The 12,523-nt window shown below is 72.8% G+C and carries 11 protein-coding genes; 2 read left to right on the top strand and 9 right to left on the bottom strand.

Annotated elements, in window-relative coordinates; all coding sequences use genetic code 11:
• Positions 1–8: 8 nt before the first annotated feature.
• Entirely contained in the window at positions 9–1,289 is a 1,281-nt protein-coding gene (locus tag ACH4FH_RS08035) for an acyl-CoA dehydrogenase family protein (protein ID WP_398554910.1), read from the top strand.
• A gap of 105 nt (positions 1,290–1,394) precedes the next feature.
• Here the strand turns inward: ACH4FH_RS08035 and ACH4FH_RS08040 are convergent, their stop codons facing one another.
• The 8 genes from ACH4FH_RS08040 to ACH4FH_RS08075 all read right to left on the bottom strand — a co-directional run bounded on the left by ACH4FH_RS08040 (position 1,395) and on the right by ACH4FH_RS08075 (position 9,562).
• Positions 1,395–2,000, bottom strand: a complete 606-nt coding sequence (locus tag ACH4FH_RS08040) for a GAF domain-containing protein (protein WP_398554911.1) — start codon at positions 1,998–2,000, stop codon at positions 1,395–1,397.
• Complete coding sequence (locus tag ACH4FH_RS08045) at positions 1,997–2,617, bottom strand: GTP-binding protein (RefSeq protein ID WP_398554912.1); 621 nt, start codon at positions 2,615–2,617, stop codon at positions 1,997–1,999. Before ACH4FH_RS08045 ends, ACH4FH_RS08040 begins: the two co-directional genes overlap by 4 nt.
• Positions 2,595–2,999, bottom strand: coding sequence for a DUF742 domain-containing protein (locus ACH4FH_RS08050; RefSeq protein WP_398554913.1), 405 nt, complete (start codon positions 2,997–2,999; stop codon positions 2,595–2,597). Before ACH4FH_RS08050 ends, ACH4FH_RS08045 begins: the two co-directional genes overlap by 23 nt.
• Before the next feature lie 2 nt (positions 3,000–3,001).
• Positions 3,002–3,454, bottom strand: a complete 453-nt coding sequence (locus tag ACH4FH_RS08055; protein ID WP_398554914.1) for a roadblock/LC7 domain-containing protein — start codon at positions 3,452–3,454, stop codon at positions 3,002–3,004.
• Positions 3,444–5,540 carry a sensor histidine kinase gene (locus tag ACH4FH_RS08060; protein WP_398554915.1) on the bottom strand — a complete coding sequence of 699 codons (2,097 nt, stop codon included), beginning with the start codon at positions 5,538–5,540 and terminating at the stop codon, positions 3,444–3,446. The genes ACH4FH_RS08055 and ACH4FH_RS08060 overlap by 11 nt, the downstream gene beginning before the upstream one ends.
• Positions 5,541–5,695: 155 nt before the next feature.
• Entirely contained in the window at positions 5,696–6,883 is a 1,188-nt protein-coding gene (locus ACH4FH_RS08065) for an MBL fold metallo-hydrolase (RefSeq protein WP_398554916.1), read from the bottom strand.
• A gap of 337 nt (positions 6,884–7,220) precedes the next feature.
• Positions 7,221–8,078 (bottom strand): GNAT family N-acetyltransferase, encoded by an 858-nt coding sequence (locus ACH4FH_RS08070; RefSeq protein WP_398554917.1) that lies wholly within the window; start codon positions 8,076–8,078, stop codon positions 7,221–7,223.
• 77 nt (positions 8,079–8,155) lie between these two features.
• Positions 8,156–9,562, bottom strand: a complete 1,407-nt coding sequence (locus ACH4FH_RS08075; RefSeq protein ID WP_398554918.1) for an NAD(P)/FAD-dependent oxidoreductase — start codon at positions 9,560–9,562, stop codon at positions 8,156–8,158.
• A 306-nt stretch (positions 9,563–9,868) separates the two neighbouring features.
• Between ACH4FH_RS08075 and ACH4FH_RS08080 the strand changes: the two genes are divergently transcribed.
• Entirely contained in the window at positions 9,869–10,852 is a 984-nt protein-coding gene (locus ACH4FH_RS08080; protein ID WP_398554919.1) for a carbohydrate kinase family protein, read from the top strand.
• A 61-nt stretch (positions 10,853–10,913) separates the two neighbouring features.
• Here ACH4FH_RS08080 and ACH4FH_RS08085 read toward each other — a convergent pair whose 3' ends face one another.
• Positions 10,914–12,422 carry an alpha/beta fold hydrolase gene (locus ACH4FH_RS08085; RefSeq protein ID WP_398554920.1) on the bottom strand — a complete coding sequence of 503 codons (1,509 nt, stop codon included), beginning with the start codon at positions 12,420–12,422 and terminating at the stop codon, positions 10,914–10,916.
• Positions 12,423–12,523: the final 101 nt, after the last annotated feature.

The raw sequence follows: 12,523 nt of genomic DNA on the forward strand, positions 1-12,523 counted from the left end.
GGCTCGTCTTGCATCGCTATTTCACCGACCAGCGGCATGAAGCACTCCGGCAGCGGGTGAGGGACTTCGCCGAGAGCGAGGTCCGCCCCCGGATTGCGGAGATGGAGGCGAGCCGAACCGTCTGCCATGACCTTTCGCGCCGCATCGCCCGTCAGGGGTGGATCGGCGCGACCGTGCACCGTGCCTACGGCGGGATGGGTGCCGGTCATGTCGCCAAGACCCTCATCATCGAGGAGATCTCGCGGGTCAGCGCCGCCATGGGCGCCATGGTGCAGGCGTCCCAGCTGGGCGTCGCCAAGATCGTCCACTTCGGGAGCGAGGAGCAGAAGAAGACCTGGCTGCCGGCCATAGCGTCCGGTGACTGCCTGCCGACCATAGCCGTGACCGAACCGCAGTCCGGCGGCCATGTGCTGGGCATGGCGAGCACCGCGGTCCGGGACGGCGACGACTACCTCCTCAACGGCCGCAAGATCTACGTCGGCAACAGCCATGTCGGCGATCTGCACGGCGTGGTCGTCCGCACCGGCGAGGGTTCCAAGGGCCTGTCGGCCTTCCTCGTGGAGTCCGACAGGCCGGGCTTCCGCGTCGGGGAACAGCAGCCGGCGATGGGGCTGCACGGCTTCAGCTTCGGTGAGCTGTTCTTCGACAACTGCCGTGTCCCCGCGGCCAATCTGCTGGGCCGGGAGGGTGACGGTCTCTCCGTCGCCTATTCCTCCAGCGTGCTGTACGGCCGGCCGAACCTGACCGCCGTGTCGCTGGGGATCCATCAGGCGGTGCTGGAGGAGACCACGCGGTTCTGCACCGAGCGGCAGCGCTACGACAAGCCGCTCGCCGACCTCGGCACGATCAAGCTCAAGCTCGGGCGTATCCAGTCCCGGCTGCTGCTCGCCCGCCTCGCCGCTTACCACGCGGTCCATCTGCTGGACCGGGGCGAGCCGTGCGACGCCGAGTTGATGAACGCCAAGCTGGTCAATGTGGAGTCGGCGCTGGAGTCGGCCCGGGACGCGATGGACATCCATGCCGCGTGCGGGCTGTTCATCGACCGGCCCGTGGAGCGCTTCCTTCGCGACGCGCACCACATCTTCGCGCCGGCCGGTACCTCCGACATCCAGCTGCTGCGGCTGGGCGAACTGGCCCTGGGCCGTGCGAAGGGCGAGTGGTCGAGCCGCCTGGCGGATGTGCTGCGCCTGGAACCGTCGGAGCGCCCCGAGGAGGAGCCCACCGCGACGGTGCCCGGCCAGCGCACCGCGCCGACGCAGAAGAGTTCCTGGTTCGCCCGCCTGAGGTGAGCGAACCGGCCCGGAACAGCCCGCAGGCCGCCGGCACCGAGCCGGCGGCCTGCGGGGCGTGGTCACTCGGCCCGGGTCCGCGCACTCGCGGCGCGGGCCGTACCGTCACGGCGCGTCGGCCTGCTGACGCTCCATGTGATGGATCTGCTCGACGAGTTCGGCGGCCATCGACTTGATGGTCTCCAGCCCCTCCCGCCCCCACGGGCGCGGTTCGAGGTCCACGACGCAGACGGTGCCCAGCGCCATGCCCGTACGGTCGATGAGCGGGGCGCCCAGGTAGGAGCGGATACCGATCTCGTCCACGACGGGGTTGCCCGCGAACCGCGGGTAGTCGCAGACGTCCTCCAGCACCAGCGCCTTGCGCCGGACGACGACATGCGGGCAGTAGCCGTGGTCGCGGGCCATCACCCGGCCCGGCTGCGCACTGGCGGGCGCCGGACCCAGTTCGACGGCCTGGTCCTGCGCCGGCGTGTAGAGCCCGGCGAAGTACTGCCGCTCCTCGTCGATGAAGTTGACCATGGAGTACGGCGCTCCGGTGGTACGCGCCAGCTTGCGCGCGAACTCGTCGAACGCGGGCAGCGGCGACTCACCGATCCCCAGCGAGCGCAGCCGCGCCACGCGCGCCGGTGCCTCGTCGTCCTGCGGCGTCAGCAGCAGATGGCGCGTCGGGTCGTAGGCGGTGTACGGGACACGGGAGGCGGGGTGGTTCATGGCAGCTCCGGGGTCGCGGCGAGGACGGGAGTGAGCAGATGCTGGACGAGTGAGACCAGGATGTGCGTGGCCGAGCTGCACTGGCGGGCGTCACAGATCACGACGGGGACGTCCGGCGAGAGATCCATGGCGGTGCGGACCTCGTCGGGCTCGTAGTGGTAGGAGCCGTCGAACTCGTTGACCGCGACGATGAATTGGATGCCGCGGCGCTCGAAGAAGTCGACGGCCGCGAAGCACTGGTCCAGGCGGCGGGTGTCGGCGAGGATGACCGCACCGAGCGCGCCGTTGGACAGCTCGTCCCACATGAACCAGAAGCGTTCCTGTCCCGGCGTCCCGAAGAGGTAGAGGACATGCGCGGGGCTGAGGGTGATCCGTCCGAAGTCCATGGCGACGGTCGTGGTGTTCTTGTCCTCGATACCCGCCAGATCGTCGGTGCCGACGCTGATCTGGGTGAGGAGTTCCTCCGTGCTGAGCGGTTCGATCTCGCTCACCGCTCCGACGAAGGTGGTCTTGCCGACCCCGAAGCCGCCCGCGATGAGGATCTTGAGCGCGGTCGGGAACGGGTCGTGCGAGGTGTTCCCCGGAGCTCCGGGGTCACAGTCGTTTGCGAAGTCCATTCAGCACCGCCTCCAGGAGGGCTCGGTCGGTCCGGGACGCGGGCCCTGCCGAAACGGCTGCGGGAGCCCGCGCGGTGAGCGCTCCGCAGTCGACGAGGTCGGCGAGGAGCACCTTGGTGACCACGGCGGGCAGCCGTATGTGTGCGGCGATCTCGGCCACCGAGACCGGACCGCCGCACAGGCCCAACACCTGTGCGTAGTCCGGCCCCTGGCAGGAGGCGGGCCGTCGCCCGGTGGCCATCACCATGGTCAGCAGGTCGAAGTGCGCCGTGGGGCGGGTCCGGCCCATGCTGATGGTGTACGGGCGGACCAGTCGGCCCGCCGCGTCGTCGTACCACGGTGACTCCTGGCCGCCCTGCCGCCGCCGGCGACGCAACGCCATGGTCAGCGACCGCCCGCCGGTGCCTGGTGGCGTGCGGGGGTGGACAGATACGGCCGGACGCTCTTGACGAGCATTCCCATCTCGTAGCCCAGTACCGCCACGTCGGCGTCCCGCCCGGCGAGCACGGCAAGGCAGGCGCCCGAGCCCGCGGTGGAGACGAACAGGAACGTCGTCTCCAGCTCGACGACGACCTGCAGGACGTCGTCGCCCTCCCCGAAGCGCGCTCCGGCGCTGCGGGCGAGGGAGTACAGGCCGGAGGAGAGGGCCGCCATGTGGTCGGCGCTGTCCGGGTCGAAGCCATGGGCGGCCTTGACCAGGCCGTCGGAGGACAGCAGGAGCGCGCTGCGGGCATGCGGCACGCGCTGCACGAGTCCGGTCAGCAGCCAGGACAGGTCCGTGTGCTGGCTTCCCGGCAGCTGCGTCGCTTGGGGCTGCGTGTGCACATCACTCACCATGGTTGTGGTCGTCTCCTCGTGGGCGGGCCATCGGGGCGTCTCGGTCACGGTCATAGAGCAGGTCATTGCCGCCAAGGCTGCTGAAATCAACGCCCTGACCTGTGGTGTTTCCGGATTCGTAGGTTTCGTCGGCGAGGCTGACGCCGCGCCGGAAGGCGGCCATCAGACCGGGGTCGTGTTCGGGCTCCGGCCCCGTGCGGCGCTCCGTGGACGGCAGGATCGGCTCACCGCGCAGCTCCGGGACGAGGTGCTCCTGCTTGCGCCGGCGAGGCAGCCGCGGCCGGGCCGCGTTGTCCGCCGGGGGCGCGGGCGGGAGCAGGACCGGGCCGGGGTCGGCGGGGCGGTCCTCCTGGACGGGGTGAGCGGCGCTCGCCGCCGGGTAGGCGGGGGCGCCGGCGACGGCTTCGGCGGCATCGCGGAGGTACGGCTCCTGGTGCTGTGCGGCGGCTGTCCTGGCGTGGCCCGCGGAACGGGTGGGCAAGGGCGGCAGCGGCTGTTCGAAACCGTGCCGATCGGGGGCCGGTTCGGCCGACGGGGCGGGGGCCCCGGAAGGGGAGGTCGCGTGGACCAGCCGGCGCCGGGTCGGCGCACTGTCTGGCTCGATGTCGGCGGGGGCCCCGGTCGCACGGTCGCCGAAGTCGCGCCGCGCCGCTTCGACCGCCAGGTCGGGGGTCGGACCGGAGAGCGCGTCCCGCTCCCGGCTCGCCTCGTGACGGAGGTCGTACGCGTCCTGGTACCCACCGTCGTGCTCATGGGCCGGGGCGGCGTCCGGGGCCCCCGCAAGGGCGGCCTCCTGCTCCCCCGATTCCGCGCCGAGCAGCCCCTTGGGCAGGACCAGCACAGCCTGCACGCCACCGTAGATGTTGCTCTGCAGGCGCACCACGATGCCGTGCCGGCGGGCGAGGGAGGAGACCACGAAGAGCCCGATCCGCCCGTCGCTCAACAGCTCGGCGACATCGACGTGTTCGGGGTCGGCGAGCAGCGCGTTCATCCGCGTCTGCTCCTCCGCGGACATGCCCAGGCCACGATCCTCGACCTCTACCGCGAGGCCGGCGGTGACCAGTTGCGCGCGCAGCAGTACGGGGGTCTGCGGGGCGGAGTAGAGGGAGGCGTTCTCGACGAGTTCGGCGAGCAGGTGGATGACGTCGGCGACGGCGTGCCCGCGCAGGGTGCCCTCGATCGGCGGCACGAGCTTGATCCGCGGGTACTGCTCGACCTCGGCGATCGAGGAGCGCAGCACCTCGGTCAGGGTGACCGGGCGGCTCCACTGGCGCCGGGAGATGGCGCCGCCCAGGACCGCGAGGTTCTCCGCGTGCCGGCGGATGCGGGTGGCCAGGTGGTCGACGTGGAAGAGGCCCTTGAGCAGGTCGGGGTCCTCGACCTGGTTCTCCAGTTCGTCCAGCAGCTCGATCTCGCGGTGCACGAGGGACTGCAGCCGCCGGGCGAGGTTCACGAAGACCTCGACCTTCTGTTCGCTGCCGCTGGCGTTGCTGCGCGCGATGGCGACGGCGTCGATGACGGCGGACTCGGCCGCACGGCCCGCGGCGGCCACTTCGTGTGCGAGCAGGTCGAGGGTGTCGCCGGTGGGCGCGGGCACCGGGTCCGGTTCGCGGTGCTGGAGCCACTCGCCCTGGCGTACGCGGTCCAGGAGGTCGTAGAGGTCGGCCTGGCTGCGGGCGCAGACCTGCCGCAGCCGGGCATAGCGCGCGACGGTCGCGCGTGCCTCGGAGTTGGCGGCGGCGCCGGCGGTGAGCACGATGACGCAGATCATCCCCATGCCGCCGAACAGCACCACCCACTCCCGGCTGGTGAGCGTGGCACCGCCGGCCTGCACGACGAAGGCGGTGACGGCGGTGCAGGTGGCGGCGACCAGGAGGCCGGGGACGGCGGCGAGCCGGATGAGGCGGGACCGTATCGCCGAGTCGGCGGCCGACTCGGGGAAGGACGCCCGTCCGTGCCGTCCGCCTTCACGCTCCCGTCGCCGCGGCGAGGTGGGTACGGGGGCGGCCCCCGGGGAACCCTGAGCCCCGTGGGACCTCTGAGTCTCCTGGGAGAGCTGGGTCCCCTGGGGATATGCGGTAGGCATCGGCGCCCTCCGGATCGGCCGTTGGCAGTCGCGGAGCACGCACGCTAGTTGTTGCCAGGGTGGTATTCGGACCCACTTCGAGGTTTCGCTACCCCTCGCCACCTCCTTAGGTGGGCGCCACCCGCACTGCCGTACGAGTCAATCCGAACCCCCGTTCACACGGAGGGAGTTGACGCCTCTTCCACCGCGCTCGGCAGGGTGACGCGCACCGGCGGCCAGCTCGGCCAGCCGTGCACCGGCGGCACCGCGACCGCCCGCCACCACGGTTCCAGAACCGGCTCCGCCGAGGGCTCGAACGGCTTGCCCGGCAGCGGCGCCACCACCGTCGCCCCCGCCTCGCGCGCCGCCGCGACCGTACGCTCCACGGGGTCGGCCCAGGGGTGCGGCGCGAGGTTGAAGGTGCCCCAGTGGATCGGCAGCATGGCACCGGCGGGGCTGCCCCCGGAGAGGTCGGTGTGGGCCTGCATCCCCTCCTCCGGCGTCATGTGGATGTCCGGCCAGAACTCGCTGTACGCGCCGATCTGGATCATCGTCGCGTCGAACGGGCCGTGCTCCGCGCCGATCTCCGCGAAGCCGGCGAAGTACCCGGTGTCGCCGCTGTGGAAGACCCGGTGCTCCGGCCCCGCGACCACCCAGGACGCCCACAGGGTGTGCTGCGGGCCGCGCAGCCCGCGTCCGCAGAAGTGCTGGGCGGGGGTGGCGGTGAGCGTCAGGCCCCCGATGCGGGTGGACTCGTGCCAGTCCAGCTCGGTGATCCGCTCCTCGGGTACGCCCCAGAACTCCAGGTCGGCGCCGATTCCCAGCGGCACGACGAAGGCGGCGCCGGAGCCGATCAGGCCCTGGATCGTCCCCATGTCCAAGTGGTCGTAGTGATCGTGTGAGATCACCACGACATCGACCGGCGCCAGCTCCGCCAGCTCCACCGGCACCGGGTGCATCCGCTTGGGACCCACCCAGGTGAACGGCGAGCAGCGCTCACCCCAGACCGGGTCGAAGAGCACCCGCCGACCGTCGATCTCGGCGAGCACGCTCGAATGCCCCATCCAGGTGAGCCGCAGCCCGGAGGCCGGCGGCCCGCCCCACTCCTCGGTGGTGGGGCGGTGCACCGGGATCCGGCCCACCGGCGCGCGGCGCAGCCGCCCGTCACGGCTCAGCTGCGTCCGGGCCATGGGCAGCGCGGAGCCGTTGAGCAGTTGTCTGGTCTCTATCGGATTGCGGAACTGACCGTCCACGAACTGCGGCGACCTGCGCATTCTGGCCAGCCGCTCCCCGGTGGGCTCAGCGCCGAAACTCGCGGGGCGTAGCGCGCTGAGGCCAGCGCGGCGGGGTCGGGAACCGGTCACGGTACCTCCAGGGTCGGGGCAGTCGCGAAGTGAACGGGCCGCGCGAGCGGCAGGTTCCGGCGCACCGGGCCTCGCGGCGCCGTCCTGCTGCGGCACCACGACACCCTGACGTGAACACCATCACCCGCAGACACAAACCGCGCGACCGGCCGTGCCATTCCGGGTGGCGGTGTGACGTTCCCGATGAGCCGCGGTCACCGCCGCGGGCCCGGCTGCCCGATCACCGGCCGGCCGGTGATCGGGATGCGGCAGCGGGTCCGGTGCGGTCGTTTCCGGCCACCACGGCAGGTCCGGCCCGTGGCGGCGGGTGCGGACTGCTCCGACCGCCGGGCTCGGGTCAGCCCCGCCCGGCGGGGAGGAGCTCCAGCACGAGATGGTCATCGACCGGCCGATAGCCGAGTCGCCGGTAGAGGGCGTTGCTGGTGGGGTTCGCGAGGTCGGCGAAGAGCAGCACCTCCCGGGCGCCGGAGTCCCGTGCGGCCTGCGAGACGGCGCTGGTCACTCCCGCCGCGTAGCCGCGTCCGCGCAGCTCGGGCGGGGTGTAGACGGGGGCCACCCGGGCCGAGCCGGCGACCGTGCGGGTGATCCCGGCGAGCGAGACGGGACGCCCGTCGACCTCCCACAGGGTGCAGCGGCCGTGGCCGAGCCGGTCGTCGACCGCGCGGGCGTCCCGGGGCGGCGAGCTGCCGATATCCGCGGCGAAGGCGGCGAACCACGCGAGCAGCAGGTCCCGGTCGGCGAAAGTGGCGAGGCGGGCCGCGCCCGGCGGCGCGGGCTCCGGCGGGGTCAGCGTGCCGAGGCGGTAGAGGCGGTTGCGGTCAGCGATCTCGACGGTGCCGCCGTGGCGCCGCCAGGCCGCGCCGACCGCCTCGGCCGCGGCCCGGCAGGTGTTCACCCCGGGCACCCCGAGCCGTAGGCGTGCCAGCGCGTCCACCAGCGCCGCCGCGGCGTCGTCACCCATCGGCGAGAGCAGAGCGGGGCGCGGCGGGGTCCACACCAGGGCGGCCTCCACCGACCGCCCCGCCCGCTGCCACCACCCGAACCACGGGGCTCGGTCGCCGTACGCGTCAGGTCCGATGGCCCGCAGAGAGGCCGTGACGGACAGCAGCACGGTGTGCTCCGCCGGCCGCGCCCGCAAAAACGCCCCGGCGGCCTCCTCGAAGCGGTCGATCTCGTCTCTCAGCGTCCACGTCATGCCCCACTCTCCCGTGCGGGATCCGGCGGACGCATCCGATTTCCGCGGCCGGGTGCCGGAGGGGCCCCGGCCGCGTGTCACACCGTCTCGACGGCGTCCGGCGGGGCGGCAAGGCCCGGTCGGCGCGGCAGGAAGACGGTGCGCAGGACGATGCGCGGCGCGACGAGCCGGGACAGCGGTGCGGTCAGGCAGAAGACGTCCCGGTAGGCCGCGCCGACGACGGGGTCAATGGCGGCGCGGGCGGCCAGGCGGCCGAAGTACCAGGTGGCCAGCCGCTCACCGGGGCCCGCTCCGGCGTCCCCGTCGGTCGTGTACGGGCGGTCCGCGCCGACGGCCGCCAGCCATGCCGGATCCACGGCGCGGGACACCGCCCGCTGGGCCTCGGCGGTGAATCCCGGGACCGGGCCGCCGGCGGTCTCCAGAGTGCGGCGCACGGCGACCGCGCCGAGCGCGGCGACCGACATGCCCTGCCCGTAGACGGGGTTGAAGGTGCAGTGGGCGTCCCCGAGGGCGAGGAAGCCGTCGGGTGCCGCGTCGGGGCGTTCGAAGTGCCGACGGCGGTTGCAGGTGTCGCGGAAACCGTGCACCGGGGAGACCGGCTCGGCGCGGGCGAGGAGTTCATGGACGTACGGGTCGCCGAGGGTGGCGCTGAAGCCGAGGAACCCCTGCGCGTCGGTGGGCGGATGGTGTCCGCGGACGCCGGACAGCGTCAGCAGCCACTTGCCGTCCTCGACCGGCACGTACGCGCCGCCTCGCGGGCACTGCGGCCAGCCGGGGATGTTCACCCCCACGTCCGGCGCGGAGTCCGGGTCGCTGGGCCGGTACTCCCGGGTGGCGTAGGCGATTCCGGCGTCGACGGTCACCTCGTGCGGCGCTGGCCGGCCGAGGTCGGCGTACCACTGGGGAGCCCGGGAACCGCGGCCGGACGCGTCCACGACCAGCGTGGCGGACAGGGCGCGCTCGGCCCGGTCGGCCGGCTCGCCGCCCCGGGACCGCACGCGAACCCCGGTCACCCGCCCCGCGTCACCGGTCAGGCCCACCGCCTCGGTGGCCTCCAGCACCTCGACGCGGGTGGGCGAAGCCGTTGCCCCCAGGAGCGTGCGCTCCCGTACGACCGCGTCGAGCAGCGGCCGGGTGACGCACAGCGTCGGATGCCGGCGCTCGTCGAAGCGGCGCTGCCACCCGGTGGGCGTGCGGGTCAGCAGATCGCGCGGGAGATACAGGCTGCGGGCCCCCGCGTCGGCGAGCGCCCCGACCGTGCCCGGCAGCAGGTCCTCCAGTGCGCGTTGGCCGCCGCTGAGGAGGATGTGCAGGTGACGGGCCTGCGGGACGCCCTTGCGGAAGGCCGGGCCTGCGGGGTACCGGTCGCGTTCGATGACGGTGACGGTCTCGACGTGCCCCAGCAGGGCGGTGACGGCGAGCATCCCGGCGAGCCCTCCACCGATCACGATCGCGTGGTGCCCGCTCCCGGCGTGCGCTGTCATCCGTACCCGCTCCCCACCCGGCACGCACTGCGCGCGCCAACCTGATCACTGGCGCCCAGACTTCAGTGCACGCACAGCGATGTCAACGCCCGTCCCGGCACGCCGGTTCACGGCCGTCGCCACCCCCCACCGAGGGGTGGCGACGTCGCCCGAGTCGCCCCGAAACCGCTTCTCAGCTGCTGTTTCCTCCCGCACGTCACGGCAGTCCCTGACATCCCGTTATGTGGTGGGCCTGCGTCTAGACTCCCGGCAGCGGACGGGAAACGTCCGCAAACGGTCTCACCAGCAAGGGATTCAAGGACGCTTGTGACATTCCAGCAGGTAACTGAGCCGTACGACGTCCTCGTGATCGGCGGATCGGGCGTGGACACCACCGTGCAGGTCGGCGCGCTCCCCGTGCCGGCCGCCGACGCGTACACGGTGCCGCCCATCCGCGAAGGCGCGGGGCACACCGGGACCGGGGTCGCGCTCGGCTGCGCGGCACTCGGACTCACCACCGGATTCGTGGACTTCATCGGCGACGACCACCAAGGCACCCTGGTCCGGGAGCGGCTCGCCCCTACCGGCGTCGACTTCCGGCCGCTGATCTCTCCGCACGGCACCCGACGGGCCGTCAACCTCGTCTCCCCCGACGGCCGCCGGACGTCCTTCTACGACGGCCGCGACCCTCTCGACCTTCGCATGCCGCCCGAGCACTACCTCCCGGCACTGCGCCGCGCCCGCCACGTCCACCTGTCGATCACGCACTTCGCGCGATTTCTGTACGACGACATCGAGGCCCTCGGCATCCCCGTCTCCACGGACCTGCACGACTGGGACGGCCTGACCGGCCACCACCGGGACTTCGCGCTCCGCTCGGACCTGGTGTTCCTCAGCACGGCCGGGGCGGGCGAACGGATCGGCCCCGTCATGCGGGAGATCCTCCGGGAAGGCCGGGCCGAGGTGGTCATCGCGACGGCGGGCGCGGGCGGCGCCTACCTCCTCACTCCCGACGACCGCACTCCCCGGCACGTCCCGGCCGCGGTCCCGCCCGGCCCCGTCGTCGACAGCAACGGCGCGGGCGACGCCTTCACCAGCGGGTTCCTCTATGGCCGGCGAGCCGGCCTGGATCTGGAGGAGTGCGCGCGTCTTGGCGCCGTGGCGGGCGCGTACGCCTGCACCTCACCTGGCACACACACCGCCCTCGCCGACCCGGAAATGCTCCGCCCCCTCCACCCGGCCGTCAACAAAACACCCGCCGAAGCCCTTTCCGGCCCCTCGGACGCCGAGGTCTCCCACGCCGGGGCCTAGGCCGTGCCCTTCGGGTCACCCCGGCCGCCCGCTCCCCCGGGGCGGGCGGCCGCGGGACGGCTCAGCCGCGCAGCTGCGCGAGGACGGATCGCACCGCCTGCTGGACGGCATGGCGCGCGTCCTCGGTGTGGTCGATCGTTTCGAAACCGTGGTGGCCGAGCGGCAGATCGATCACCTCGACATCGGCTCGGCATTTCTCGGCCTCGGTCAGGAACTCCTTGACGGTCGCCGCGATTTCGGCGAGCTCCAGCCCCACCCGGGTCAACACGATCGGCAGCCGTCCCGCGCTACGCACCGCAACCGCCGGGCGGAAACGGGACGCGGAAAGCCCCCAGTTGGGCAGCGGCGCCAGGATGGGATACGTCGCCGCCACGCAGCGCAGCCAGGGCGGGGGAGCCGCGAGCCAGTCCGCCGACAACAGGCCGCCGGCGGAGAAGAACCAGAGCGCGACGCGTTCTTCGTCGACGCGCGGATCGGCTCGTACGCGCTCGACCGCTTCGGCGAGGTCCTCGGCGGCGCGCCCGTAGTCGGCGAGGTCGTGCAGCCGGTGGTCCAGCGTCACGCCGACCACCCCCTGGTGCGCCAGGTACCGGCCGTAGGCGGTGAAGGCCGGCCAGTCCCGCGGCGTCGGCCGCACGCCGGCGGGAACCGGGCCGCCATGGACGAACACCACCGCCGGACGGGGCCGGTCGGCGTCCGGCAGGTAGAGATCGACCCGCCCCACCCGCTCACGGGGCCGCTCCGGGACATCCATGAGGAAGGGCCGCAGGTGCCCGGGCTGCTCGCTCGCCGCCGCGGACAGGTGGTGCCCCTCTCCTGCGGCGGCCCGCAGCAGTACGTCGGCCAGTTCGTCAGGGGCGGAGAGCATTGGCCAATGCCCGGTGGGGAGATCGAAGAAGCTCACCCGGGGGTCGGTGAGCGCCTTCAGGCGCGGGTCGCCCAGTCCCACCAGGGTCTGGACCAGGGCGATGCTCGACCCGTTGGCGGTGCAGAGCACACCGGTCACCAGGAACTCCGCTGCTGCGCACGAGAGTTGGAGCGGCTGGGTGAACGTCGCCAGCGGCTGCGGCACGGCACGGTGGGCCAGCTCCGCCAGGGCCTCTGCCGGGACGCCGGCGGTGCTGCCCCAGCGCTCCCACTCGTCGAGCGACGGCGGGGGAATTCGCCGGCTCTCCCCGGCCGGCCGGTCCGGCGCCTGCAGCCGGTCGCGGAGTTCCTGATCGGGCACCAGCCTCAGGGCCGGGTCGCCGTCCTGCGGCACCCCCACATCCAGATGGACGACCCGGGCAATCCGCTGCGGGCGCCGGTCGGCGGCGCCGAGCACCGGGTGGATGCCGTAGCAGTGCCCGACGAGCACCACCTCCGGCGCCTCCAGCTCGTCGATCAGCCGCACCAGATCCGCGATATGCGTCTCCAGGTCCGCGTCCGGCCCCGCCGGGCCACCGCCTTCACCCATGCCGGAGAGCGTCACCGGATACGCCTCGGCCCCCGACTCCCGCAGCCTGGCAGCCACTTCCCGCCATACCCAGCCGCCGGTGTGGGCCCCCGCCACCAATACGAATGCCGTCATGTAGCTCTCCTCGCACGCCGTGGTCCGCGGGTCCGGCCGCACCGGCCCTCCGCGCTCGCCGCTACGCTAGGAACTCCCCCGGAGGGAGGTTCAAGTCGTGT

Origin of the sequence: Streptomyces sp. NPDC017993, assembly GCF_044328065.1 — a bacterium.
Taxonomy (GTDB): Bacteria; Actinomycetota; Actinomycetes; order Streptomycetales; family Streptomycetaceae; genus Streptomyces.